The organism is Diaphorobacter sp. HDW4A, from assembly GCF_011305995.1.
Classification (GTDB): domain Bacteria; phylum Pseudomonadota; class Gammaproteobacteria; order Burkholderiales; family Burkholderiaceae_C; genus Diaphorobacter_A.
Genome location: NZ_CP049910.1, coordinates 2,745,840 through 2,771,366, shown reverse-complemented (window position 1 = coordinate 2,771,366; position 25,527 = coordinate 2,745,840). Strand labels below are relative to the sequence as shown.

Annotated in this window: 24 protein-coding genes and 1 pseudogene; 14 read left to right on the top strand and 11 right to left on the bottom strand. The window is 61.7% G+C overall.

Going from position 1 to position 25,527, the window contains the following annotated elements; all coding sequences use genetic code 11:
• Nucleotides 1-3: 3 nt before the first annotated feature.
• From G7047_RS12540 to G7047_RS12525, 4 genes are all read left to right on the top strand, one after another.
• A complete protein-coding gene (locus G7047_RS12540) occupies nt 4-789 on the top strand; it encodes an HDOD domain-containing protein (RefSeq protein WP_256376842.1) in 786 nt (261 codons plus the stop codon).
• Entirely contained in the window at nt 786-1,892 is a 1,107-nt protein-coding gene (locus G7047_RS12535) for a phospholipase (RefSeq protein WP_166305713.1), read from the top strand. Before G7047_RS12540 ends, G7047_RS12535 begins: the two co-directional genes overlap by 4 nt.
• Before the next feature lie 167 nt (nt 1,893-2,059).
• Nucleotides 2,060-3,493 (top strand): MBL fold metallo-hydrolase RNA specificity domain-containing protein, encoded by a 1,434-nt coding sequence (locus G7047_RS12530; RefSeq protein WP_166305710.1) that lies wholly within the window; start codon nt 2,060-2,062, stop codon nt 3,491-3,493.
• A gap of 245 nt (nt 3,494-3,738) precedes the next feature.
• Nucleotides 3,739-6,627 carry an IPTL-CTERM sorting domain-containing protein gene (locus tag G7047_RS12525; RefSeq protein ID WP_166305707.1) on the top strand — a complete coding sequence of 963 codons (2,889 nt, stop codon included), beginning with the start codon at nt 3,739-3,741 and terminating at the stop codon, nt 6,625-6,627.
• Here G7047_RS12525 and G7047_RS12520 read toward each other — a convergent pair.
• Complete coding sequence (locus G7047_RS12520) at nt 6,585-7,496, bottom strand: LysR family transcriptional regulator (RefSeq protein WP_166305704.1); 912 nt, start codon at nt 7,494-7,496, stop codon at nt 6,585-6,587. The genes G7047_RS12525 and G7047_RS12520 overlap by 43 nt on opposite strands.
• A gap of 103 nt (nt 7,497-7,599) precedes the next feature.
• On the opposite strand from G7047_RS12520, the gene dkgB reads away from it, so the two are divergent.
• Both dkgB and G7047_RS12510 read left to right on the top strand, forming a co-directional pair.
• Nucleotides 7,600-8,403: a 2,5-didehydrogluconate reductase DkgB gene (gene dkgB / locus G7047_RS12515; protein ID WP_166305701.1), complete on the top strand. Its 804-nt coding sequence runs from the start codon at nt 7,600-7,602 to the stop codon at nt 8,401-8,403.
• Between the two features lie 192 nt (nt 8,404-8,595).
• Entirely contained in the window at nt 8,596-9,126 is a 531-nt protein-coding gene (locus G7047_RS12510) for a hypothetical protein (protein ID WP_240939547.1), read from the top strand.
• On the opposite strand, the gene G7047_RS12505 is transcribed toward G7047_RS12510, so the two are convergent.
• The 3 genes from G7047_RS12505 to lexA all read right to left on the bottom strand — a co-directional run bounded on the left by G7047_RS12505 (nt 9,113) and on the right by lexA (nt 11,068).
• On the bottom strand, nt 9,113-9,613 hold the full coding sequence (locus tag G7047_RS12505) for a HugZ family protein (protein WP_166305698.1): 501 nt from the start codon (nt 9,611-9,613) through the stop codon (nt 9,113-9,115). The genes G7047_RS12510 and G7047_RS12505 overlap by 14 nt on opposite strands.
• 153 nt (nt 9,614-9,766) lie before the next feature.
• Nucleotides 9,767-10,201, bottom strand: coding sequence for a hypothetical protein (locus G7047_RS12500; protein WP_166299496.1), 435 nt, complete (start codon nt 10,199-10,201; stop codon nt 9,767-9,769).
• A gap of 180 nt (nt 10,202-10,381) precedes the next feature.
• On the bottom strand, nt 10,382-11,068 hold the full coding sequence (lexA, locus tag G7047_RS12495; protein ID WP_166305695.1) for a transcriptional repressor LexA: 687 nt from the start codon (nt 11,066-11,068) through the stop codon (nt 10,382-10,384).
• A gap of 98 nt (nt 11,069-11,166) precedes the next feature.
• Here lexA and G7047_RS12490 point away from each other — a divergent pair, with 98 nt between their 5' ends.
• On the top strand, nt 11,167-12,147 hold the full coding sequence (locus G7047_RS12490; RefSeq protein WP_240939471.1) for an asparaginase: 981 nt from the start codon (nt 11,167-11,169) through the stop codon (nt 12,145-12,147).
• A 230-nt stretch (nt 12,148-12,377) separates the two neighbouring features.
• Here the strand turns inward: G7047_RS12490 and adk are convergent, their stop codons facing one another.
• From adk to G7047_RS12460, 6 genes are all read right to left on the bottom strand, one after another.
• Nucleotides 12,378-13,034, bottom strand: coding sequence for an adenylate kinase (gene adk / locus G7047_RS12485; RefSeq protein WP_166305692.1), 657 nt, complete (start codon nt 13,032-13,034; stop codon nt 12,378-12,380).
• A 185-nt stretch (nt 13,035-13,219) separates the two neighbouring features.
• Complete coding sequence (gene kdsB / locus G7047_RS12480; protein WP_166305689.1) at nt 13,220-14,023, bottom strand: 3-deoxy-manno-octulosonate cytidylyltransferase; 804 nt, start codon at nt 14,021-14,023, stop codon at nt 13,220-13,222.
• Nucleotides 14,020-14,202: a Trm112 family protein gene (locus G7047_RS12475; protein WP_166305686.1), complete on the bottom strand. Its 183-nt coding sequence runs from the start codon at nt 14,200-14,202 to the stop codon at nt 14,020-14,022. Before G7047_RS12475 ends, kdsB begins: the two co-directional genes overlap by 4 nt.
• Before the next feature lie 44 nt (nt 14,203-14,246).
• Nucleotides 14,247-15,251 (bottom strand): tetraacyldisaccharide 4'-kinase, encoded by a 1,005-nt coding sequence (gene lpxK / locus G7047_RS12470; RefSeq protein WP_166305683.1) that lies wholly within the window; start codon nt 15,249-15,251, stop codon nt 14,247-14,249.
• Nucleotides 15,252-15,255: 4 nt separating this feature from the next.
• Nucleotides 15,256-15,681, bottom strand: coding sequence for a biopolymer transporter ExbD (locus G7047_RS12465; protein WP_166305680.1), 426 nt, complete (start codon nt 15,679-15,681; stop codon nt 15,256-15,258).
• Nucleotides 15,682-15,717: 36 nt separating this feature from the next.
• Nucleotides 15,718-16,350, bottom strand: coding sequence for a MotA/TolQ/ExbB proton channel family protein (locus G7047_RS12460; RefSeq protein ID WP_166305677.1), 633 nt, complete (start codon nt 16,348-16,350; stop codon nt 15,718-15,720).
• 363 nt (nt 16,351-16,713) lie between these two features.
• Here G7047_RS12460 and xseA point away from each other — a divergent pair, with 363 nt between their 5' ends.
• Together xseA and G7047_RS12450 are read left to right on the top strand one after the other, a co-directional pair.
• A complete protein-coding gene (gene xseA / locus G7047_RS12455) occupies nt 16,714-18,027 on the top strand; it encodes an exodeoxyribonuclease VII large subunit (RefSeq protein WP_166305674.1) in 1,314 nt (437 codons plus the stop codon).
• 178 nt (nt 18,028-18,205) lie between these two features.
• Nucleotides 18,206-18,787, top strand: coding sequence for a superoxide dismutase (locus G7047_RS12450; protein ID WP_166305671.1), 582 nt, complete (start codon nt 18,206-18,208; stop codon nt 18,785-18,787).
• Between the two features lie 52 nt (nt 18,788-18,839).
• Here the strand turns inward: G7047_RS12450 and G7047_RS12445 are convergent, their stop codons facing one another.
• A complete protein-coding gene (locus G7047_RS12445) occupies nt 18,840-19,757 on the bottom strand; it encodes a LysR family transcriptional regulator (protein ID WP_166305668.1) in 918 nt (305 codons plus the stop codon).
• Between the two features lie 113 nt (nt 19,758-19,870).
• Between G7047_RS12445 and G7047_RS12440 the strand changes: the two genes are divergently transcribed.
• From G7047_RS12440 to G7047_RS12425, 5 genes and pseudogenes are all read left to right on the top strand, one after another.
• A complete protein-coding gene (locus tag G7047_RS12440; protein WP_166305665.1) occupies nt 19,871-20,878 on the top strand; it encodes an aldo/keto reductase in 1,008 nt (335 codons plus the stop codon).
• 287 nt (nt 20,879-21,165) lie between these two features.
• Nucleotides 21,166-23,394, top strand: a complete 2,229-nt coding sequence (locus G7047_RS12435) for an NADP-dependent isocitrate dehydrogenase (RefSeq protein WP_166305662.1) — start codon at nt 21,166-21,168, stop codon at nt 23,392-23,394.
• Nucleotides 23,395-23,745: 351 nt separating this feature from the next.
• Nucleotides 23,746-23,973 (top strand): annotated as a pseudogene (locus G7047_RS31500) (zinc ribbon domain-containing protein); the annotation flags it as partial.
• A gap of 9 nt (nt 23,974-23,982) precedes the next feature.
• On the top strand, nt 23,983-24,768 hold the full coding sequence (locus tag G7047_RS12430; protein WP_240939470.1) for a hypothetical protein: 786 nt from the start codon (nt 23,983-23,985) through the stop codon (nt 24,766-24,768).
• A 44-nt stretch (nt 24,769-24,812) separates the two neighbouring features.
• Entirely contained in the window at nt 24,813-25,487 is a 675-nt protein-coding gene (locus G7047_RS12425) for a hypothetical protein (RefSeq protein WP_166305656.1), read from the top strand.
• Nucleotides 25,488-25,527: the final 40 nt, after the last annotated feature.

Here is a 25,527-nt window from a genome sequence, read left to right as displayed (position 1 = left end):
TCTTTGGTGGTTCCCAGCCTGCCGCGCACCGTTGCGCTGCTGATGACCGAATTGGTGGCGCCAGAGCCTCATCTGTCACGCCTCAATTTTCTTTTCAGCAGCGACCCTGGTCTGACGGCGGCGCTGCTTTGCATCGCCAACGGTGAGCGTTTTGGCGCCCATCGCCAAGTAATGGGTGTGCCCGAGGCGCTGGCTTTGCTACCGAATTCCGCCCTGCGCGCGGTGGTTGCCGCGGCGCCTGTGGGCACGGCCGCACGCTCCGTTCCGGGCATGAATCTGCAGCAGTTCTGGCGCTACAGTCTCGAGACCGCACGGCTCGCCCGATCTCTTGCGGGCATTGTTCACCTCAATCCGATGGTGGCCTATACCGCCGGCTTGTTGCATGCGGTCGGGACGCTCGTGATTCACCGCTCCGAAGTCGATCGCATCCACAATATCAACGTGCTTTGCGGGCCGTTCGATCTGCGTCGCATGGAGTTCGAAACGCGTCTTTTCGGCTTCAGCTACGCACAGGTGAGCGCTGGGCTTGCCAAGCGCTGGCAACTGCCTCAGGTGCTGGTAGAGGCGTTGTGCTATCAGGGCAATCCACTGGATAATGACGCCTACGAGCCGCTGGCTGCCGTGTTGAATCTGGCGATCTGGCGCGCGCGTGCGGGCGAGGCCCAGCTCAACGAGCGCGAACTTGCGGTGACCTATCCCGGCGAGATTGGCATGACGCTCGGACTGGACATTGACACCGTGCTGCAGCAGGATCCGATCAATTGGAAACCCAAGTCCGAGGACGAATGACGCGCCAGACGACGAAGGCATTGCGCATCTATGCCGGACCCGCAGCACTCGCGCAGATCCGCGAACACGGTGGTATCACTCCCGAGATCGTGCGCGTGATTCCAGCGGCGGCAGGCGGCCCCAAGGGGCTGATCCTCGGACCGCTGGATCGTTTCCTCTTCGGCGATTGGCTGCCACGCTCTGCACAGCCTGTGCATTTGATTGGCGGCTCCATCGGCGCGTGGCGCATGGCGACGGCCTGCCTGCCCGATACGGTGCGCGCGTTCGAGCGGCTGGAGCACGATTACATCCATCAGGAATACGAGATCGAATCCGGCGCCAAGCGGCCCAGTGCCGAGCATGTGAGTGCACGGTTCGCGCAGAACCTGCAGGCGTTTTTCGGCACTCAGGTGCGGGCGCTGCTGGCCCATCCGCGCTATCGGCTGCATGTGGTCACCTCACACGGGCGCGGCCTGTTGGCGCGCGAAGGTCGGCTTGCCACGCCGCTTGGTTATCTGGGCGCCTATGCGAGCAATGCGCTCAGTCGCAAGCAACTGGCACATTGGCTGGAGCGCGTGGTGTTTTCTTCGCTCGACGGCGGCAAGCCCGCGAGGATGCCGTTCGATGCCGAGGATTTCCGCACGTTGCAAGTGGCACTGGACGAGCGCAATTTCATGCCGGCCGTGCAGGCCAGTTGCTCGATCCCGTTCATGCTCAAGGCCGTGCACGACATCCCTGGTGCGCCGCGTGGAGCGTATTGGGACGGCGGTATCACCGATTACCACCTGCACCTGCGCTATCTGAGCGGCGAGCGGGATGGCGTTGTGCTCTATCCGCATTTCCAGAAGCAGGTGATCCCCGGCTGGCTCGACAAGGCCTGGCGCTCGCGCCACCACGCCACCTCGGCGCTCGATCGCATGGTGGTGCTCGCACCCGATCCCGAATGGGTGAAGACGTTGCCCAACGGAAAGCTGCCGGACCGCAATGATTTTGTGAACTACCTCAGCGACAACGCGGGCCGCGTGAAAGTGTGGGAGCAGGGCGTTGCGGCCGCACGCCAGCTTGCGGACGAATTTGCCGAATGGTGCGTGCGACCTGATCTGGCGCATGTCGAGCCTCTCTGAGCCGGCCGTCGCGATATGGTGCGATGTGGTGCGATGGAGTTGATATGAGTCAAGCGGTGGTGGTGATCTGGTCGCGCTGCTGAGTACCGACTGGCCAGTGGTGATAGATTGGCTTGAATCATCCGAGCAATCACTTCATCCAGCCCGGCGGCACGGGCCATACCTCCATGAACATCACATTCCACGGCGCGGCACAGTCAGTTACCGGTTCCTGTCATCTGGTGGAGGCGAATGGATGTCGTTTTCTTATCGATTGCGGCATGGCGCAGGGCGGACACGAGGCTGACGAGCACAACGAGAACGCGTTCGCATTCGACGCTGCCAGCATCGATTTCGTGCTGCTCACGCATGCCCACATCGACCATAGCGGCCTGCTGCCCAAGCTCACTGCACGCGGGTTTCGCGGTCCCATCTATTGCACGTCGGCGACCCGAGACCTGCTCGACGTCTTGCTCAAGGACAGCGCGCACATTCAGCAGATGGAATACGAGCGCGACATCAAACGCCAGAAGTCCGGCGGCCTGCGCCACCAGCGCGGCAATAACTATAAGGCGGGTAACAAGGAAATCCAGTTGCCACTCTACAGCCTCGCCCATGTGGCGCTGGTGATGGAACAGATCCGCTCCAAGCCCTACGACGCCACGTTCTCGCCGCAGGCCAACGTGCAGGTGTGCATGCGCGATGCGGGGCATATCCTCGGCTCGGCCATTCTCGAAATCTGGCTCGCCGATGAGCACGGCGAGGCCACCAAGCTGGTGGCGAGCGGTGACCTCGGCCAACCTGGTCGCGTGATCCTGCGCGATCCGACGCCCATCGACGAGGCCGATGTACTGCTCATCGAATCGACCTATGGCGACCGCTTGCACAAGGACCTGGGCTCCACGCTGGACGAGCTGGTGGAGGTGGTCAACCGCACGGCGCCGCACGGCAACATCGTCATCCCGGCGTTCGCCGTGGGCCGCACGCAGGAGCTGCTCTACCACTTCCTGCAGCTCGCGCAGCAGGGGCGTCTTGGCAACGTCGAAATCTTCGTCGACTCTCCCATGGCCGTCGCCGCCACGGAGATCACGCTCAAGCATTTCGAGGTGTTTGATGAAGAAGCCAAACAGCTGCTCGGCAGCGCCGCCAAGCTCATGGAGAGCACGCGCATCCACTTCATCAGCGACGTGGAAGACTCCATCAAGCTCAACCGCATCAAGTGCGGCGCGGTGATCATCAGCGCCAGCGGCATGTGCGACGCAGGCCGCGTGCTCCACCACCTGCGCAACAACCTCGGCAACCCCGACTGCGCGGTCATCATCTGCGGCTTCCAGACCGCTGGATCGCTTGGCAGAAGGTTGGTCGATGGCGTCAAACAGGTCCGCATGTTCGGCGAAGAGATCGACGTGCGCGCATCCGTCCACACACTCGGCGGCTTCTCGGCCCATGCGGATCAAAAAGCACTGCTGGACTGGGTAGGTGCGTTCAAGAAGAAGCCGCACAAGACCTTCGTAGTACACGGCGAGGCCGAGCCGGCGCGGATTCTGGCGAGTGAATTGAACGCGAAGTGGGGGATGGATGCGGTGGTGCCAGAGGAAGGGGCGCGCTTCGTCCTGCAGTGATGCGTGTCCGCTGGATTGATGTGTAGTGAGTTCGATTGAAATACAGGGTTTTCACCTACGGCTGAACAGGCAAATTCACCCGTTTGGGGTACATACAAACGCTTCTTATCTTGTTGAAATTAACTGTTAATAAACGTTAATCTGATGGTTCCAAACAGAGATCACCCGCCGGACTGGTCCTGAGGTGGGCTGGATGGCTTCTTCAGATTGACATTGGCAGATAAACCAATTCACTCGAGGGAAGCATGCATTCACTAACTGGGAAGACATCCGTGCGGGGGGCGATGACGAGGTCCGTCAAGCACGACCATGATCAAGGGCGCGCATTCTTGCGCGTAGGCGTGGTACTCGCTGCAGGATGGCTGGCGCTGGGTTGCGGACAGGCACAGGCCCAGTCCGCCTGCAACGCGAATCATGTCCTCTTCGCGGATCCTTCAGGCGCCGGAGCCATGACCGGCGCGAGCTGGGCCGATGCCGCGACGCTGCAAGGCGCGTTGGCCATCGCCAACGCTGATCTGCTGCCGTCGAATTGTTATGAGATTCGAGTCCGGCAGGGCATCTACCAACCAGCCGCCAGTGACCGCACGATCTCCTTTGCCATCAACAGGCCGTTGCAACTCAAGGGGGGCTACACCGGAGCTTCCGCCACGGATCGCGTGGTTGATGCAGCGAACACGGTACTGTCGGGCGCCATCGGCGGAGGCAATAGCTACCACGTCGTGGTGATTGGCGGCACCAATCTATCTTCCGGCAACCGCAAGTACGTCAGCAACCCCGCCGACCCCAACTACACCTTGCTGGAGAGTGTGACGATTTCTGGTGGCAAGGCGGATGACGCGACGGATGTCACAGAATTCAGGCAATCGGGTGCGGGTCTTTACTGCAACGGCATCGGATCGAACCATGAATGCAGCCCCGCGATTGTCGACAGCGCGTTTCGCGGCAACAGTGCGCTGGCGGATGGCGGCGCGATCTACAACAACGGCTGGTACGGCGTTGGCAGACCCGAGATCACGAACACCCGTTTCACCGGCAATTCAGCGACCCGCAACGGTGGTGCGATCTACAACAACGGGCGGTCTCTGGGCAGCGATGCGAGCCCCGTCATCAACGACACGATTTTTGAAGCCAATACGGCGGGTGGCTCGGGCGGTGCGATGTTCAATGACGGCAATTCGTCGGGCTCAAGCAGCCCCAGCATTACCGGTTCGACCTTCACCGGCAATGTTGCCACGGGACCTGGTGGCGCGATGTTCAATTCCGGCATTGCCGGAACCAGCAGCCCGTCGATCCGCACGGTCACGTTCACCGGCAATTCGACTTCGGCCAGTGGCGGGGCGATCTACAACAAGGCTGAGAACCCCACCGGGCGCAGCAGTCCCATCATCGACAACGCCACCTTCAATGGCAACACGGCAGGCGGAGATGGCGGGGCCATGTTCAACCGCGCCGCCGTATCCGGGATCAGCAGCCCGGTCATTTCCAAGTCCACGTTCAGCGCGAACCAAGCCACCTTGACGGGTGGTGCGATCAACAACAACGGGGTGACGGGAACGGTCAGCACCTCCATTACCCAGTCCACCTTTCATGGCAATCAGGCCAATGTGGGGGGCGCGATCTTCAGTCTTGGCAATTTGGGTGGCAGTCAACCAGTCATTGCGAGCTCCACCTTCAACGGCAACACGGCGGCGTCCGGCGGTGCGTTGTACAACGCGCTTATGACAGCGGGCAGCCCCAAGATCATCTCCAGCGTGATATGGGGAAACTCTGCGAATTCGGGCGCTCAGTTGTTCAACGAAAGTTCGACGCCTGCGATCAACCTCAGCATCGTGCAGGGTTCGGGCGGGTCGGCCAACTGGTTGGCAGCCATCGGTACCGACGGCGGTAGCAATCTCGATCTGGATCCCGTGCTCGGTGCATTGCAGAACAACGGCGGTCCCACGCCAACGCAGCTTCCTGGCGCGGGCAGCGCCGCGCTGGATGCAGGCGATTGCACAGGCTTGAATGGCGTGACGCTCGTTGACGACCAGCGTGGCATTGCACGGCCACAGGGTGCTGCGTGCGACATGGGGTCGGTTGAGTCGGTTCAGCGTCTGCTGACGCTCTCCGTCGTCAATCCTGCTGGTTCGTCCAGCGCAGTGACGCCCGTTCAACTGCCCATAGGATTGGCTGCGGCGCCCAGTTGCACCACGGGCAATTGCGGTCCGTTTGCGTATCCCGAAATGGGCGTGGTCACGCTGAACGCGCAGCCCGCCGTTGGCTATTCCCTCGCAAGCTGGAGTAGTCCCTGCGTGGCGAATGGCGCGGCAAGCTGCGTCGTCACCATGGACGCGGACAAGAGCGTGACAGCCGAATTCACACTCAACGCCTATCCCTTCACCATCACGCCGACGAGCCATGGAACGGTCCAATGCACGAGCGCCAGCGTCCCGGTGAGCGATGGGCAGATCCTCGATCATTTTTCCAGCGTGCAATGTACCGCGACACCGGATGCCAACCATGCGCTCGGCCAATGGGCGGGCGCCTGCTCCGGAACGGGCACCTGTACCATTGCAATTGATGGTGCCAAGACCATCGGAGCGACCTTCGTGCTCGTTTCGGGTACAACGACCACACCGGCTGGCAATGTCGCGCTCGGCCTTTCGGGTGCAGGTTGCACGATCACCAGCGGCCCCACTTACGCTGCAGCACCCACGACCGACGGCCCTGTGGGCTATTCGTTTCCCTATGGACAGATCGGTTTCACAGCCAGCGGCTGCGCGAGTGGAAGCACGCTTCAGATGTCACTGACCCTGCCCGCGAATGCTCCCGCCAACGCCCAGATGTTCAAGTGGACGGGTAACGCCTGGACACCATGGACTGCCACATTCAACGGTACAGGAGTGACGTTCTCGGTCATCGACAACGATGGAACTTCCAGCGCAACAGCGACGGGTGACAACGATCCGACGGCTGGCAATGTGTCGGATCCGGTGCTGATCGCCGTGCCGATGGCGGCTCTCGTCGCCGCAGCGCCTGTGCCGACGCTGAGCCAGTGGGCGTTGTGGGGGCTGTCGCTTCTGCTGGTCGCCTTCGCTGCTGTTTGGCTGCATCATCCATCGAACGGCCGCTCTCGCAGCTCGGCCGCCAGATAGTCGAGGAAACAGGCGATCCGCGAGGCCAGCGCCGTGTTGCGGTAGTACACCGCATGGATCGTCTGCCGCACCTCGAGCTTCTGTTTGACGAACAGCGGCACGAGCGTGCCGCTGGCCCGGTCCTCACGCGTCATGAAGTCGGAGAGGCAGACAATGCCTTGCCCGGCCAGTGCGAGGTGGCGCAGCGTTTCTCCGTTCTGCGAGAGGATCTGCGGCTTGATCTGCACGGACTCGCCATCGGGGTGCTGCAGCGGCCATACATTGAGCGATTCGGGTTTGCTGAAACCGAGCAGCACATGGCGCTCGGCATTCAGCAGTTGCGCGATTGTTCTGGGTGTGCCGTGCGCCTGCAGATAAGCGGGACTTGCGAGGATGCGCACGCGGCTGGTCGCCAGCTTGCGCGCGTGCAGCGTGGAGTCTTTGAGCGTGCCGATGCGCAGGGCCACGTCGGTGCGATGCTCGATGAGGTCGGTAATACCTTCGTTGGAGTTCAGCTCCAGTTCTATCTCGGGATAGCGCTCGCGAAATCCGGCCACCAGAGGCACGACCGCATGCAGCATGAAGGGCGTCGCGGCGTCCACGCGCAGGCGGCCCGCGGGCGTGCTCTTGCGCGCGGCCATCTGTTCCTCTGCGGCGTTGACCGATTCGAGAATGCCGCGCGCCTGCTGCAGAAATCCGGTGCCTTCCTCGGTGAGGATGAGTCGTCTGGTCGTGCGGTTAAGCAGCGTGGTATCGAGCTTGTGTTCGAGCCGCGTGAGCGTGCGGCTGGCGGCGGAAACGGTGAGTTCTAGCTGCTCGGCCGCGGCCGAGATGGAGCCCAGATCCACCACGGTCACGAACAGCTGCATCTCGTCAAGGGTGGTTTTCATTGTTGATATGAAATCAAATATGTTTGCCTGATTTTGGCATTTTTCTACAAGAAAGATTTCTGCATACTCCATGGCATTGAATCACTGCTTGGAGCAATACATCATGGGCATTCCTTCTTTTGGCGTCGGCACCTTCCGTTTGAAGGATGGCACGGCCAAGGACTCCGTTCTCAAGGCGTTGGAGGTGGGCTACCGCGCCATCGACACCGCACAGATCTACGGCAACGAGGCCGAAGTGGGCGATGCGATGGCCGAGTCCGGCGTGCCGCGCGAGCAGCTGTTCGTGACCACCAAGATCTGGGTAGAGAACTTCTCGCGCGACCGGCTGATTCCAAGCCTGCGCGAAAGCCTCGCCAAGCTGCGCACCGACGTGGTCGATCTGACACTGATCCACTGGCCTGCCCCGGGCGGCGCGGTGCCTCTGCCCGAATTCATGGAGGCGCTGGCCGAGGCCAAGTCGCTCGGCCTCACGCGACAGATCGGCATCTCCAACTTCAACATCGAGCTGACCCGTCAGGCCATCGCCGTGGTCGGCAAGGGCGAAATCGCGACCAACCAGATCGAGCTGAGTCCCTATCTGCAGAACGTGAAGCTGACGGCCTTTTTGAAGGAGCAGGGCATTGCGGTGACCTCATACATGACGCTCGCCTACGGCAAGGTGCTGCAGGATCCCGTGCTCGCCGCCATCGCGCAAAAGCACGGCGCAAGCGTGGCACAGGTGGCGCTGGCCTGGGCACTGCAACTGGGCTATGCGGTGATTCCGTCGTCCACCAAACGCGAAAATCTGGCGAGCAACCTGCTCGCACAAAAGCGGGTTCTCGATGCGGACGACATGGCACAGATCGCGGCATTGGAGCGCAATGGCCGCGAGGTCAATCCCGAGGGGCTGGCACCGGTCTGGGACTGATCGCATGGAGAAACGTCGAAAGAGCGGCAATGAGGCTGTGTCTGGAATTTGGCGGATGACGTCTTCCACTTCCGTGCGCAAGCCAATCCGCTCGGGTGGTGCTGTCCGCGGCGTGGTTGGGCAGTTTCCAAGGTGGAGGATGGATGGGTGAGAATCGATGGCAGGTCGATCACCCACCATCTCATTCTCCCCATGTTCTGGAGCCGTCCGTTCACCGAAGCCGAGCGCGCATTCGTGCGCCGTTTCTTCGCGCATTCGCTGGATGCGCTGCAGCCGCGTCTGCGCCTGCATTTGCGGCGGTTGGGCGATACGCGGCGTGCGCTGTCAATGAATGGCGGGCGCATCTTCATGCCACGTGCCTGCTTTGTGAATGGCGATGCGCGGCAGTCGCTTAAGCTGCCTCACCCTTATGTGGCGGGGCTGTTCGCGCATGAGCTGCTGCACCAATGGCAGCGCTTGCAAGGCATGGCGGTGACGCGTCAGGCGGCGTGGCTGCAGGTACAGACCATGTGTCTGCGGCGCGATCCCTATGCGTATGAGGGCTGCGATGATCCGGCACGCATGCTCGCGCAGTTTCAGTCCGCGCAGGTGGAGCAGCAGGGGCAGATGTGGCAGGACTATGTGATGGGCTGCGTGGCGGGAATGGCAGACCCGGCGTTCATGGCCGTCGCCGACTGGGTGGCTGGCAAAGGAGATGAGCGCGGCCCGATCACTCGGGCTTGAAGTTCATCGCTGCCACAAAGTCGTTTCCCGAAACATCGCGCGCCGAGCCAAAGCCCGCGATATGGCGGCCCGATTCGGGCGTGATGCAGACAAAGCGGAAGTCGGGAAGCTCGGTCATGAATCCGGCTTCAGGAAAACGCGCGATGTAGGCGGCGCGCATGCCCGCCCAAAGCACGCTCTCCGTGGGCGGCGTGGAGGCGATGCCTTGCAGGCTCACACGCTCGAGTGCATGCACCCCGTCACCCGCGACTTCCGGCATGGAGAAGAGCAGTGACACGGCCGGATGCAACTCCATAGCCCGCGTGTGCGCCGCGAGCGCGCTCACATGCAGCACGATGCAACCGAACGGCGCGCACCATGCAAACGGCACCATGGAGATCAAGGGCGCGTCGCCACTTCCTTCGATGGACGAGACGGCCAGTGCGGCGGTGCGGCGCTGTTCGATCAACTCACGCAGACTGCGCTGCAGGCGGGATTCGTGTGGCATGGTGTTGAGGATGCGGGCAGAACGGGGTGCGCCATTGTAGAAAGCCAGCGATGAACGCGGGCACCATTCCGCGCACGCAATCTGCGCTTCGAATGGCGTGACGAGCACGCTGGCTTGTTTGTATGCCCGAGTGCATCGGGCTGCCATGCAACCTCAGGCGCAGGGCTGCATCTGGCGTTCCTGCTGATGCGCGAGGCGATCTAGCTCTGCACATACATCGGCCATACGGCCGGAGATCACCATGCGGCCTGTGCCGCCATTGGCATCGGGTTTGACGACGACGCGCAAGGCCGGGCGAAGTTGTTGGGCGTCCCGCAGCTTCGCCAGTGGCGCAGCTGCATTGTGGCTGGCCAGTTGTAGGGAGGACTGTGCGGCATTCAGAAAGTCGAGGCGATCACTATTTGCCGCTGAGGTGGCGAGCCTGCGCACTTTGCCGAGGCGTGGGCGAACGAGCAGCTTGAGCCCGGAGATGTCGACTTCCGCAGGTTGGACGACGGAGTGGTCGTTGCCTGCACGTTGTGCGACCCAGTGGGCGATGCGGTTGAAAGGTTGGGCGATGGCGGACAGTTCGATCAGGGCGGAACGCATGTGATATCTCCAGCATGACGCGGTTGGAGAGCGTCATGAAAAGGTGGAACACAGGCAGGATTACCGAGGTACGGACGAAGCGCTGCTGCAGGGCTGGTGAATCCGGAGGGATTCGCCAAACGCCCGCCACCTGCAGTCAACGCTGGGAACTGGGATCTGAGAAAGTGGGAGAGAGGCGCTCTACATGAGCATGGTGTTGCGGATCAAGCCGACGGCAAGGCCTTCGATCTCGAAGGGCTCGCCGGGGTGCACGGTGATCACTGGGTAGTCAGGATTCTCTGGCAGCAGCTCGATGGCGTCAGCCGAGCGGCGCAGGCGCTTGACGGTGACCTCGTCACCGATGCGGGCGACGACGATCTGGCCGTTGCGCACGTCCTGTGTGGCTTGCACGGCGAGCAGGTCTCCGTCCATGATGCCGGCGTCGCGCATCGACATGCCGCGCACTTTGAGCAGATAGTCGGGCTTGCGCGCGAAGAGGCTGCCTTCGACGGTATAGCTTTGATCGATGTGTTCTTGCGCGAGAATGGGCGAACCCGCAGCGACGCGGCCGATGAGCGGCAGCACGAGCTGGGAGAGCCCCGGAATCGGCAGGTTGAATTGCGAGCCGAACTGCGCACCGCGCGCCGCGTTGATGTTGCGCACCGCATCGGAGCGCAGACGGATGCCGCGCGAGGTGCCGCTGACGAGCTCGATCACGCCTTTGCGGGCCAGCGCCTGCAAATGTTCTTCGGCGGCGTTGGCGGACTTGAAGCCCAGTTCGGCGGCGATTTCGGCCCGGGTGGGTGGTGCGCCGGTGCGTGAGATGGCGTTCTGGATCAGGTCCAGAATCTGCTGTTGACGGGCGGTGAGCTTGGGGCTGTCGGACATGGTGCGATCCATCCAATACAGTCAGTCGGGGTTGCTGAAATAGGCACTGGTTAAATAACCAGTGCCTGTATTTTTGAACAGTTTTTAAGGAGACGCAAGTGGTTGTTGCAAAAAAGATCGTACTGCTGGGAACGGGCGGGACGATAGCCGGCACTTCTGCGGTCGCCGGTGCCAATACGGGTTACACCGCGGCGCAAATCGGCGTGGAGGATTTGATCGCTGCGGTGCCTGTGCTGGAGGAGGTGGCTCCTGGTGGGTTGATCGCCAAACAGATCGCTCAGGTGGATAGCAAGGACATGACGCACGATATCTGGCTCAAGCTCGCGCGTCATTGCGAAAAGCATCTCGCTGATCCGGATGTGCAGGGCATCGTAATCACGCATGGCACCGACACGCTGGAGGAAACCGCGTGGTTTCTGCAACAGGTGCTTGATCCGCGTAAGCCCATCGTGCTGTGCAGCGCGATGCGGCCCGCGACGGCGCTCGCGCCTGATGGTCCGCAGAACCTGCTGGATTCGGTGATCGTCGCGGGCGAGCCCACGGCCTGCGGCGTGTTGTGCGTGGCGGCTGGCGAGATCCACGGCGCACGCGAGGTGCGCAAGGTGCATCCGCTTCGGCTCAATGCGTTCTCGTCGGGCGATGCGGGCCCGCTCGGCTGGGTGGAGGGGCGCAGCGTGCGCTGGTCGCGCAACAGCGCGCCCGAGTGCTCGGCCACATCGAACGCGCGTGTCGTGCAGACGCTGCCCGAGCCCGATCTGTGGCCGCAGGTGGAGATCGTGATGAGCCATGCGGGCGTGAGCGGCGCGCTGGTCAAGGCGCTGGCGGCGCAGGGCGTGGACGGCATCGTCGTCGCTGCGACGGGCAATGGCACGCTTCACAAGGTGCTGGAGCAGGCGCTGGAGGCGGCCGAGGAAGAGGGGGTGCTGGTGCGAATCGCGTCGCGCTGCGCCGAGGGGCAGGTGCTGGGCGAGGCGGATGCGCGCTGGGCCAGCGCCAACGGGCTCAGCCCCGTCAAAGCCCGCATCAGCCTCATCCTCGATCTAATCGACGACGACCTCGCCGCTGAGAATGACGACTAGCTTCTGTTCTGTTTTTTGGCTTGTTCGCTGATCGGTTGGAGACGGCGAAACAGCCCCTCATGCGTCGTTGCGAAGCCTAGCCTGAGGGGCTGTTTCGCCGTTGGGGTGGTTGTTCGAGTGCTCGCTTCGCTTCGAAGGGGAGCTGTCTGGAACACCCAATTCAGGATTAACGTCGATGCCAATAAAAAACGCCGCATTTCGCGGCGTTTTTGTGGGTGGCCATGTCGGGCTCAGCTGGCGAGGGCCTGGAGGGCGCGCTGGGTGATCTCTTCCACGCTGCCGGTGCCGCTGATGGCGCGGTACTTGGGGGCTGCAGCTGCGTCGGCCTTGGCCCAGTTGGAGTAGTAGTCGACCAGGGGGCGGGTCTGGGCGTCGTAGACGTCGAGGCGCTTCTTGACGGTTTCTTCCTTGTCGTCTTCGCGCTGGACCAGGTCTTCACCGGTCACGTCGTCCTTGCCAGCCGTCTTGGGCGGGTTGAACTTGACGTGGTAGGTGCGACCCGAGGCGGGGTGCGAGCGGCGGCCGCTCATGCGTTCGATGATGGCTTCGAAAGGGACGTCGATTTCGAGCACGTAGTCCAGTTTCACGCCGGCGGCTTTCATGGCATCGGCCTGGGGGATGGTGCGGGGGAATCCGTCGAACAGAAAACCATTGGCACAGTCAGACTGGGCGATGCGTTCCTTCACCAGATTGATGATCAGGTCGTCGCTTACCAGCTGACCGGCGTCCATCACCGCCTTGGCTTGCACGCCCAGTGGGGTACCGGCCTTGACGGCGGCGCGCAGCATGTCGCCTGTGGAGATTTGCGGGATACCGTACTTCTGGCAGATGAAGGTGGCTTGCGTACCCTTACCGGCGCCGGGAGCGCCAAGCAAAATCAGTCTCATGGATGTCCTCTGTATGTTGAAATCTGCGGGCACATCAGCCACGGGCATGCCAGCGCCCGGTCTCGTGCTCTTAACCGGTCAAGGATAGCATGCGTTGCCCGCACCAAACTGACGGTCTCTAGAGAGACTATCCTCGGTTTTGGGTGAAATAGATGTTTATTGCACTGATGTAGTGCAGCTTCGCTTCAGCCGATCAGTGCGCGCACGCGTTCCAGATCGGCAGGGGTGTCCACGCCTGGGCCCGGGGCATGTTCGCTCACGTGTACAGCAATGCGATGGCCATGCCAGAGCGCGCGCAGTTGCTCAAGCGCTTCCAGCACTTCGGTGGGGGCGGGCGCAAGCAGCGGGAACTCACGCAAAAAACCGGCACGGTAGCTGTAGATGCCGATGTGTCGCAGGGGCGCGGCACCCTTGGCGGCGGCAGGCAGATTCTTTTGGTCTTTCCACCACGCAATGCCTGCGGCGAAGTCGCGTGCGAACGGAATCGGTGAACGGCTGAAGTAGTGGGCGAGGCCCTTTGCATCGAGCACCACCTTCACCACGTTCGGATTGGCAACGTCCTCCACCGAGTCGATGGCGTGTGCGGCGGTCCCCATGCTGGCGTCGGCGCGTTGCTCCAGGATCTCGGCCACGGCATCGATCAGGCATGGATCAATCAGCGGCTCGTCGCCCTGCACGTTGACCACGATGTCGCTACCACTCAAGCCAAGTTGCTCGCAGGCCTCGGCCAGGCGGTCGCTGCCGCTTGGGTGGTCGGCACGTGTGAGGATGGCCTGAACGCCATGTGTCAGGCAGGCATCGACGATGCGTTGATCGTCGGCCGCCACCACCACGCGAGTGGCAGCGCTCTGCGCGGCACGGCGGGCCACATGCACCACCATGGGGGCACCGGCGATGTCGGCCAGCGGCTTGTTGGGCAGGCGTGAAGAGGCCATGCGCGCGGGAATCAGCACCGTGAACGGAGCGACCTGAGCGACGTTGGCGCTCATGCCTCCAGTTCCTCGTCGGTCAACTCACGGGCTTCGTTTTCCAGCATGACGGGAATTCCGTCACGCACGGGATAGGCCAGACGGGCACTGCGCGAGACGAGTTCCTGGCGCTCGCGGTCATAGGTCAGCGGACCCTTGGTGACGGGGCATACCAGCAGTTCAAGCAGTTTGGGATCCATGGCGGTGTTGTGGAGCATGCGGCGGGGCGCACACCCTCGGTAAATCATTGAGCAAGGGGTGGATGATAGCGCTTGAGAAGCTCATCCAGCGCGTCGAAAAACGCCTTCGGCAGCCGGACTTCCAGCGGCACGGCCAGCGCCTGCGGGTACTCGGGCCAGAGTTTGGTCGCGTCCTTTTCGGTGCACAGCAGGGGCAGTGCGTCATTGGCTTTGATCTTCCAGTCGCTGAAATCGAAGTGATCTGGCAGCGCGAAGCTGCGGTTCAGGATCAGGCCTCGCTCACGCAACATGCTGAAAAAATCTTCCGGGCGGGCAATCGCGGCGAGCGCGTTGACGGGCTGACCGCGCAGCGAGTCGAGCGGGCGCTGATGGCCTTCTGCGTTGATGGCATGTTCCGCAAGCTGGCGCTTGAGTCCGAACTGGGGCGCTGTGCCGCCGGGCGCGTTGCTCGCGTAGAGCACTAGATCCACATCACGCGGCCAAGGCTCCCGCAAAGGCCCAGCGGGCAGCAGCCAGCCATTGCCCACGCCCTCGTTGTTGAACACGCAGACCTCGATATCGCGCTGCAGCGCCAGATGCTGCAGGCCGTCATCGCAGACGAGGATGTTCACCTCGGGGTGTTCGTCGAGCAGGGCCTGTCCGGCCTCGGCGCGGCGGCTCGCGACGAAGACCGGCACGTTCAGCGCGCGGGAGAGCAGCAGAGGCTCATCGCCCACATCAAATGCCGTACTGTTTGTGGTGACGGCGCGGCAGCCTTCGCTCCTGCGTCCGTAGCCGCGAGAGATGACCCCGGGGGTGAGGCCGCGTTCCTTGAGGTGGCGCACGATGGCCATGGTCACGGGTGTCTTGCCCGCGCCGCCGGCGATCACATTGCCCACGGTGATCACGGGTACGGGAAGTCGGGTGCTTTGAAGAACGCCGTTTCGGTAGAGCCCTCGCCGCAGCGCGGTGAGGACTCCATAGAGCTGAGAGACGGGCCAGAGCAGGGCACCGAGAACGCCTCGGCGCTGCCACGATGTGCGCAGCGCGGAGGATGCGTGCCCGGCCATGCGCTTATTTGCCGGCCGATGCCGACGTCTGCGTGGCGAAGGTGATTTGCGAGAGGCCCACGCGGCGCGCGGCTTCCATGACCGTCACGACGGCCTGGTGCGGCGACGAGGCGTCCGCGCTGATGATGATCACACTGTCTTTGCCGGCCTTGGCGGCACTTGACAGTGCGGCGGCGACCGTCTCGACGTTTTTGCCTTCAAGGGCCGAGCGGTTCACCGCGTAGCGACCATCGCCGCCCACGGAAACGATGATTTCCTTGGGGCGGTCACGCAGCTGCTCCACATCGGCCGTCGGCAGTGTCAGCTGCATTTCGGTGAACTTGCTGTAGGTGGTGGATAGCATCAGGAAGATGAGGATCACCAGCAGCACGTCGATGAACGGGATCAGGTTGATCTCCGGTGCTTCCTTGGCGCGTGGTCGAAAATTCATGACTGGGTCTGTGCCTGCGTTGTATGCGAAAAAACGTCAGCGACCGGCGTGGCGTTTGAGGTGACGCACGAACTGCTCGGAAGCCAGCTCCATGGACAGCAGGTAGTCATCGACGCGGCTGCGGAAATAGCGCCAGAAGATCAGCGTGGGAATCGCGATGATCAGGCCGAAGGCAGTGTTGTACAAGGCGATCGAAATGCCGTGCGCGAGCTGCGCCGGGTTGCCGCCGGACATGGTGTTGCCACCACCTTGCGAGCCGAAGATCTCGATCATGCCGACCACAGTGCCGAACAGGCCCAGCAGTGGCGCGGCGGAGGCAATGGTCGCCAGCGCGTTCAGATATTTCTCGAGGCGGTGCGCAACGGCACGACCAGTGCTCTCCATCGAGGCGCGCACATCTTCTTCGGTCGCCTGAGGTTCGCTATTGAGCGTGCGCAGGCCCGAGGCCAGTACTTCACCAAGCGCGGAGTTCTGGGCCAGTTGTCCGACCACGTCGGGTGCAGGCACGCCCTTGGAGGACACCGTGATGGCTTCGTCCAGCAATTTGGGCGGCGCAACGCGCGCAGTTTTCAGCGCAATGAAGCGCTCGATAATCAGCGCCATGGCCAGAATGGAACAGGCAATCAATGGCCAGATCGGCCAGCCTGCGGCTTGTATGATCGACAGCAAATCTCTCTCCCGCGTATGAAAGCAGTGGGCGATTATGGCTCAGCTCGCCGACTTCGCTACAAAAATTGCACCGCATTAAATTTCGACTATCAATGATTCTTTGTTGATCGCAAGAAGTCACCCACAATTTCTGTGGATAACTTTGTGGGAAAGTATCGTCCGACCGGCCGCAAAGCTGCATGGGAACGTGCTTTCAACAAATTGATCAAAAAATCGTCATCAATTTTTCTTTTAAAATCAACGGGTTGCACGGTGATATGCGCGTTTGTAAGGTTTCTGTGAAGTGGCAATGCGCCAACACAGAGGGAATGTATTCTGTGGACTACTGCAACTCCCGATTTGCCCGAAAGCCAGAGCCCATCTATGTTTGATCGACAAAATGTAGGACTGGAGCCACATGTGTGGGAGGTCGGCGCGTTGTGCCGCGCGATCTCTGACGCATTGCAGTCCCGCTTCAATCCCGTTGCCGTGCGCGGCGAAATCAGTGGGTTTTCACGTGCGGCCAGTGGTCATTGCTACTTTTCGATCAAAGATCCGCTGGGACAGATTCGCTGCGCCATGTTCAAGCGCGCCGCTTCCATGATGGATTTCTCACCTCGCGATGGCGAACTCGTGGAAGTGCGCGGGCGCCTCGGCGTCTACGAGGCGCGCGGTGATTTGCAACTGGTCGTCGAGAGCATGCAGCGCGCGGGCCAGGGCGCACTGTTCGAGCAGTTTCTGCGCCTCAAGGCCAAGCTGGAGTCCGAAGGCCTGTTCGATGCGGCCCGCAAGCGCGAGCTGCCGGTCTTTCCTCGTGCCATAGGTGTCGTCACCTCGCCGGGCGCGGCCGCCTGGCATGACGTGATGACCGCGCTCAGGCGGCGCGTGCCGCACATTCCGGTGCTGATGATTCCTGCGCTGGTGCAGGGCGCGCAGGCGCCGGCTTCCATCGTGCGGGCGCTCGAGACGCTGTATGCGCGCTCGGGCGATGTGCCCGGCAAAGACGGCGTGCCGCCGGTCGACGTGATTCTGTTGGTGCGCGGCGGCGGCTCCATCGAGGATCTCTGGTCGTTCAATGACGAGCAGGTGGCGCGCACCATCGTGCAGAGCCCGGTGCCGCTGGTCAGCGGGGTGGGGCACGAGACCGATTTCACGATTGCCGATTTCTGCGCCGACTTGCGCGCACCGACGCCGACCGCTGCCGCCGAACTCGTGGCCCAGCCGCGCGAGGTGTGGCTGGGCGCGCTCGCGCTGATGCAGGAGCGCCTGACCGAGGCCGTGGAGCGTCAGCTCGACCGCGCCGCGCAGCGCCTCGACATGGCGGCGCGGCAGATCAGTAGACCGTCCAACCACATCACGCGGCAGCGCCTCGCGTTGATGCAGCAGGCCCAGCGTCTGCGGCAGTCGGTGCAGCAGCAACTGCATCGCGACGACAAGCAGCTAGAGCAATGGAGCGCGACCTTGCCGCGAACGCTGGAACGCTCGCTCGGGCGACTCGAGCAGCGCCTGTCCCATGCAGCCACGCGGCTCGAGCTGCTCAATCCGCAGCATGTGCTGGCGCGCGGCTATTCGCTGCTCAGTGATGCCAAGGGGCGGACGGTGACCAGCGTGACACAGGCCCCGCCTGGTACTGCGTTGAGCGCGGCGGTGTCGGACGGTGTGCTCGACGTGGTTGTCACGCCGCCTCGCCTGTTGTAGGAGAAGGTGCTCGGCTTTTTCTTTTCTGTAAGCCAACGCCGTCTGCATATCCATATTCCATTGAAGGGGCACTTCGCCTCCTACAATGGTCCAGTATTTCCCTTGGATCGCTGGCGGCCCGCGTCGCGCGGCGACACCAAACCAAACCATCAATCAATCCAACCACGAGGAAACAACCATGGAACGCACCCTGCCACCATTGCCCTACGCCATCGACGCTCTGGCTCCTGCCTATAGCAAGGAAACCATGGAGTATCACTACGGCAAGCACCACAACGCTTATGTGGTCAAGCTCAACGAGCTGCAAGTGGGCACCGAGTTCGAAAACCTGGAACTTGAAGAAGTGATCAAGAAGGCTTCCGGCGGCATCTACAACCAGGCTGCCCAGATCTGGAACCACACCTTCTTCTGGAACTGCATGACCCCGGGCGGTGGCGCAGAACCCACCGGCTCTCTGGCTGACGCGATCAACAAGAAGTGGGGCAGCTACGCCGACTTCAAGAAGGCTTTCGTGGCATCCGCCGTCGGCAACTTCGGCTCCGGCTGGACCTTCCTCGTGAAGAAGGCCGATGGCTCGGTTGACATCGTCAACATGGGCGCTGCAGGCACTCCGCTGACGACCGCCGACAAGGCCCTGCTGACCGTGGACGTGTGGGAACACGCTTACTACATCGACTACCGCAACCTGCGCCAGAAGTTTGTCGAAACCTTCTTCGACAAGCTGGTGAACTGGAAGTTTGCTGAAGCCAACTTCGCCTGATCTTCGGTTTTTCCGGAATCACGAAAGCCTCCGTAAGGAGGCTTTCGTTGTTTCAGGCGCGTTTGTTTTGCGTCAGTAGCTCGATCAGCACCCTGAGCGCCGGAGACTGGTGGCGTCTGCCGGGGTAGTAGAGGTGAAAGCCCTCGGTCGGTGGGCACCAGTCAGCCAGCATGCATTCCAGCTCGCCGCGTGACAGCGCATGGGTCACCATGTCTTCATAGATATACGCGAGGCCGATGCCCGCGAGCGCGGCGTTCATGATCATCACATCGTCGTCGAGCGTGAGTGGGCCCTGCGTCTGGACCTCGATCCTGCGCTCGCCTTGGCTGAATTCCCAGCGGTAGATTGCACCGCTCGGAAAGCGGCGGTTGATGCAGCGGTGGGCGGTCAGTTCCTCCGGTGTGTTCGGTCTGCCATGCGCCTCCAGATAGGCCGGGGTTCCCACAACAATGAAACGCGGCACGGGCGCAAGGGGCAGGGCGACCATGCCGTTCGCGAGGCTCTCGCCAAAGCGGATGCCAGCGTCAAAACCGCCTTCGACGATGTCGAGCAGTCGGTCGTCGGTGGCGATTTCGAGCTCCACCTGCGGACAGCGCTCATGAAACGCCGCGAGGATCGGTGCCAGCACGATGCGTGCGGCCTGGCGCGGCACGTTCAGGCGCAGTCTGCCGGTCGGCATGGCGCCCATGTCCCGCGCGTCCTGCAGGGCGAGGCGCACATCCGCAAGCGCGGGCGTCAGGCGCTCGAGCAGCAGTTGTCCAGCGCCGGTGGGCGTAACGCTGCGGGTTGTGCGGTGCAGCAGTCGCAATTGCATGCTCGACTCCAGCTGCGCGATCGAGTGGCTCAGGGCGGAAGGCGTCACTCCCAGCTCGCGCGCGGCGGCGCTGAAGCTGCGGTGCTGTGCGACCTTGGCAAAGGCGGCGAGAGCGTCCAGACTGGCGTCACGGGGATGAGAGAAGGGTTTATTCATTTGTGAGATATGCTCATTAATTAATTGAGCATTGATGGGATTATCAATCGCAAAGCCTTGTTGCACACTGAGCCGGTGATGACGCAGCCGCGTCTTCGTTAAATGGAGAAAGCATGGAAACACGTACATTGGGTTCGCATGGTTTGAACGTCTCAGCCGTGGGGCTGGGTTGTATGGGCATGAGCTTCGCCTACGGTGGCGCGGATGAGAGTGAGGCGCTTGGCACGCTGCACCGAGCGCTGGAACTCGGTTGTAACTTCTGGGATACGGCCGAAGTCTATGGCCCCTACACGAATGAACAACTGCTTGCCAAGGCGCTCAAGGGGCGGCGCGATCAGGTCATCGTCGCCACCAAGTTCGGTTTCGACATCGCTCCCGAAACGCCCGAGCGCCAAGGCGCGGCGCGCATGGTGGGCCTCGACAGTCGGCCGGAGCATATCCGCGAGGTGGTGCATGCCTCGCTCGCGCGCCTCGAGATCGAGGCCATCGATCTGTTGTACCAGCACCGTGTAGACCCGGCCGTGTCCATTGAGGAGGTGGTTGGCGTGATGTCCGATCTGGTGCGCGAAGGCAAGGTGCGGTTTCTCGGGCTGTCCGAGCCTTCGGCGGCGACGCTCAAGCGCGCCCATGCCGTGCATCCGATCTCGGCGGTGCAATCCGAGTACTCGCTCTGGAGCCGTGAGGTCGAAGAGACCACGCTGCCGACTTGCGCGCAATTGGGTGTCGGTTTCGTGTCCTACAGCCCGCTCGGGCGCGGCGCATTGACCGGCAAGTTGCCCGCGCCCGATCAGCTCGCACCCGATGATTTCCGCCGCCATCTGCCGCGCTTTCAAGCGGATGCGTGGGAGCGCAATGCGGGGCTGATCGCCACGCTTGAGCGTATGGCGGGCGAACGTGGCTGTACGGCGGCGCAACTGGCGCTGGCCTGGGTGTTGGCGCAGGGCGAGCACATCGTGTCGATTCCGGGCGCGCGGCGCGAGCCACATCTGCGCGAGAACATCGCGGCGGCCGACATCCGGCTCTCTGTGGGCGATCTGGCTGAAATCTCCGCGTCACAGGATCCGGGCAAAGTGCGGGGGGAGCGTTACACGGCTGCATCACTGGCTCTCGTGAATCGTTGAGCGCAACGCTACGGATTTTCCCTAGCCGAAGTGACCGGCGTCCTTGTGTGGATGCCGATTGTGTGCGCTCTTGGTGCGGATTTTCGCGGGGTTAAGTCTTGTATAAGACTTGAAAAACAGCGACAATCTTGGGATCGAATTCCGTATCGTGATATTGCATTGCACCATGATGTCCGTTTACCCGCGGACAGGCGCATGCAGCCTCGATGCGGACCGGTTTTTTTGTAGCGGATTCTCATCCGGAGCCCGCTGCACTCCGCTCCCTGTTTCGCCACTTGAAAGAGACAATGACTTCGAAAATCATCTACACCCTGACCGACGAAGCTCCACGACTCGCCACAGCGTCGTTCCTGCCCATCGTTCGCGGTTTTGCATCCAACGCCGGCATTGAAGTCGCCGACAGCGATATTTCCGTCGCAGCCCGTATCCTGGGCGAATTCCCAGAACTGCTGACCGAAGCACAGCGTGTTCCCAACAATCTGGCTGAACTGGGCAAGCTCACGCTCACCCCTGATGCCAACATCATCAAGCTGCCGAACATTTCGGCATCGGTTGGCCAGCTGCAGGAAGCCATCAAGGAACTGCAGGGCAAGGGCTACAACATCCCCGACTTTCCCGAGAACGCACAGACCGATGCCGAGAAGGACATCAAGGCGCGCTACTCGCGTTGCATCGGCTCGGCCGTGAACCCGGTTCTGCGCGAAGGCAATTCCGACCGCCGTGCCCCGGCCGCCGTGAAGAACTACGCCAAGAAGCACCCCCATTCGATGGGTGAGTGGAAGCAATGGTCGCAGACGCACGTGTCCCATATGGACCACGGCGACTTCTACCATGGCGAAAAGTCGATCACGCTCGAGAAGGCGTGCGACGTCAAGATGGAGCTGGTCACCAAGTCCGGCAAGACCGTGGTCTTGAAGCCCAAGGTTGCTTTGCAAGCTGGTGAAGTGATCGACTCGATGTTCATGAGCAAGAAGGCTTTGGTCGAGTTCTACGAGCAGGAGTTGGAAGACTGCCGCCAGTCTGGCATCCTGTTCTCGCTGCACGTGAAGGCCACGATGATGAAGGTCTCGCACCCCATCGTGTTCGGTCACTGCGTGAAGATCTATTACAAGGATGCGTTCGAGAAGCACGCCAAGCTGTTCGACGAACTGGGCGTGAACGTGAACAACGGCATGGCCAACCTGTACGAGAAGATCGAAACGCTGCCCGCTTCGGTGCGTGAAGAGATCATCCGTGACCTGCACAAGTGCCAAGAACACCGTCCTGCTCTGGCGATGGTGGATTCGGCCAAGGGCATCACCAATTTCCATTCGCCGAACGACGTGATCGTCGACGCTTCGATGCCCGCGATGATTCGCCAGGGCGGCAAGATGTGGGGCGCCGATGGCAAGCCATACGACTGCAAGGCTGTGATGCCTGAGTCGACCTTCGCCCGCATCTATCAGGAAATGATCAACTTCTGCAAGTGGCATGGCAACTTCGACCCGAAGACCATGGGCACCGTGCCGAACGTGGGCCTGATGGCGCAGAAGGCCGAAGAGTACGGCTCGCACGACAAGACGTACGAGATCGAAGAAGACGGCGTTGCCAACATCGTCGATCTGGCCACCGGCGAAGTGCTGATGAGCCAGAACGTGGAGCAGGGCGACATCTGGCGCATGTGCCAGGTCAAGGATGCGCCTATCCGTGACTGGGTGAAGCTGGCCGTCTCGCGCGCCCGCAACTCCGGCATGCCTGCCGTGTTCTGGCTGGACCCATACCGTCCGCACGAAGCCGAACTGATCAAGAAGGTGCAGAAGTACCTGAAGGATTACGACACCAACGGCCTTGAGATCCACATCCTGTCGCAAGTGCGTGCGATGCGCTACACGCTCGAGCGCGCCGCTCGCGGTCTGGACACCATCTCGGTGACCGGCAATATTCTGCGCGATTACCTGACCGACCTGTTCCCGATTCTGGAACTGGGCACCTCGGCCAAGATGCTGTCCATCGTTCCTCTGATGGAGGGCGGTGGCCTGTACGAAACCGGCGCTGGCGGCTCTGCTCCCAAGCACGTTGAACAGTTGGTGGAAGAAAACCACCTGCGCTGGGACTCGCTGGGCGAGTTCTTGGCGCTGGCCGTGTCGCTGGAAGAAGAGGGCATCAAGACCAACAACGGCGCCGCCAAGATGCTGGCCAAGACCCTGGACCAGGCTACAGGCAAGCTGCTCGACGAGAACAAGTCGCCTTCGCGCCGCACCGGTGAACTCGACAACCGCGGCAGCCAGTTCTACATCGCTCTGTACTGGGCTCAGGCACTGGCCGCTCAGTCCGAAGAAAAGGCCCTGGCTGCGAAGTTCGCGCCCATCGCCAAGGAACTGGCCGACAACGAGCAGACGATCATTGCCGATCTGAAGGCCGTGCAGGGCAAGGCTGCCGACATCGGCGGTTACTATCAGCCCGATCTGGCCAAGCTCGACGCGGTGATGCGCCCTAGCGCCACGTTCAACGCCGTGGTCGCCAAGATCGCCGCCTGACCGCTGCTGTGCCTTTTCAGTAGGCCTGATTGCTGATTGGGCCCGTTGACAGGAAAAGAAGCCCGTTTGGTTCGAAGCCAGACGGGCTTTGTTGTCTGTGGAGCACTCTGCCGCTTAGCTAGTGTTCATTGTCTTTATATTCAAATAGTCGAATCTGTCTTGGCGTTGACCCACACCGAAGACACAATGTGCGGAATGGGTAGATTGGTTGGCTTTCGTTGCTAGTAGGCTTTATTTGTTGCCCCGTGTAATTCAATTGCTTTTATTTGTTGCAATTGGGTAATCAGCGCAATATTTTTAAGATTTCTATGGCACGATCAAGCTGGATAGACGTGTTAAATCTTCAAATCCATGAATTGTCCTGCCTGCGGTCACACGCTTTCACCAGGAGCCAGGTTCTGCAACAAATGCGGCACACTGGTTTCTCAAGTCCCGGCCAATCCGGTTGAGGCTCCGTCCTTTTCTTTTGCAGATATCGAGTCTGCAACCGTTGCCGGGCCTGTCGCCCGGGAGCAGGACTGTCCCGAGTGCGGCAAGGTACTCAAGCCCGGTGTGCGCTTTTGCACGAGCTGTGGGACCGCCATTCCCGTGCTGGGTCCAGCCTACGCAGGGGGGCATAGTGGTGCGAGCGAGGCGTTCCTCGCTCCTGCGACGGAATCGGGCCTCATATCATCCGGGTTTGCATCCACTCCGGCCGAAGGGTTGGATCTGGCTTTGTCGTTTGACGACACTCGTCCTCCCGAGATTGAACGTTCCGTGCTCGACTCGCTGCCGCTGCATCCTGTGCAGCGTGGCATGCCAGATTTTGAATTGCCCGAGCCGCGCGTGCAGACGCTCCCACACGTAAAGGCTGCACCTGTTGAAATTCAGCGTGCCCCCGAGCCCGTGACCTTCGAGCAGTTCGATGACGCCGGCACGCTGGAGCGCAAAGCCAGTGCCAACAGTGGTGGGGGGCTCAAGTGGCTGGCCGTGGGCGTGCTTGCCGTATTGTTGGTGGGTAGTGCGGGCTGGTTTGGCTACCAGCATTTTGCAGGCGGCAATGCGGAATCTGTTCCTGCAGCCGATGCGCAACCCGCTCAGGATGGCGTGGCCGATGGCGAGAGTGTTGTGCCAGCGGTGGCGCAGGATGCTGTTCAGGACACTGCCGCCGCTGCGGAGGCCGTGCCGGTGACGACGACGGCGCCGGTGGATGCCGCAGCGACGGCTACTGTCGAATCCGGGCAGTCGTTGACGCCATCCGAAACGCAACACCCCGATCAGCCGGTGCCCGTGACCGTGCAACCGGTACATGTCCTCAAGGATTCAGCGGACACAGGCGCCGTTGCGAAGACGGAGCGCAAGCGCAACAAGAGCCTGGACAACCTTTTGGACTGAGTAACCCCTCATTTTTTGAAGACAAAGAGAGAACAGGAAATCAAATGACACGTTTCAAATTGGCCAGCATCGCTTTTTCAGTGGCCGTTCTTGCCGGCTGCGCGGGCGGTCCGAATGCTTCGTCACGCTGTGCGGATCCGAGCAGTACCGACCCAGCCTGTGTCAAGGCGGACGGCGCACAGAAGGGCAAGGCCGACCAGGCCGCTCAGCAGCAACACAACGAAGCCGAATCGATTGCGCGCTTTGAGACCTTGCAAAAGCAGCTCGACGAAGAAGTGCGCGACGCGGAGGTCAGCATCGAAGCCGCCGTGGAAGCCACCAAGTCGCTGCCCAAGGCTCAGCGTGCACGCAACACCTCTGTGCTCACTACGCGCATTCCTGTGACCGACAGCCAGTCTCCGCGAGTGTCGGACATGACCGTGCTTGATACGGTGTCGATCGAGTTGCCGACCACTGGCAAGAAAAAGCGCGGCTATGTCAATTCGATGAATGCGGTGAAGGCGCTGGCCACCCGCATCGCCGACAGCCGCGGAGGTGCGACCATTCTGGTGGAGCAGGCCTCGGCTGACGTGCGTGGCCGCAAGGTCAACACCAGCGAAGGTGAATCCAAAACCAAGGACGGCAATGCTCTGACCGTGCAGAAGTCGGTGAATGCCGATTTGCCGCGCGGCATTGAGCGCTACACCATCAAAGCGGGCGATCTGCAGAAGCGTCCCTGATTCGGCAGCTGCATCGGGCGTGCATTGGCTGTCAATGTGC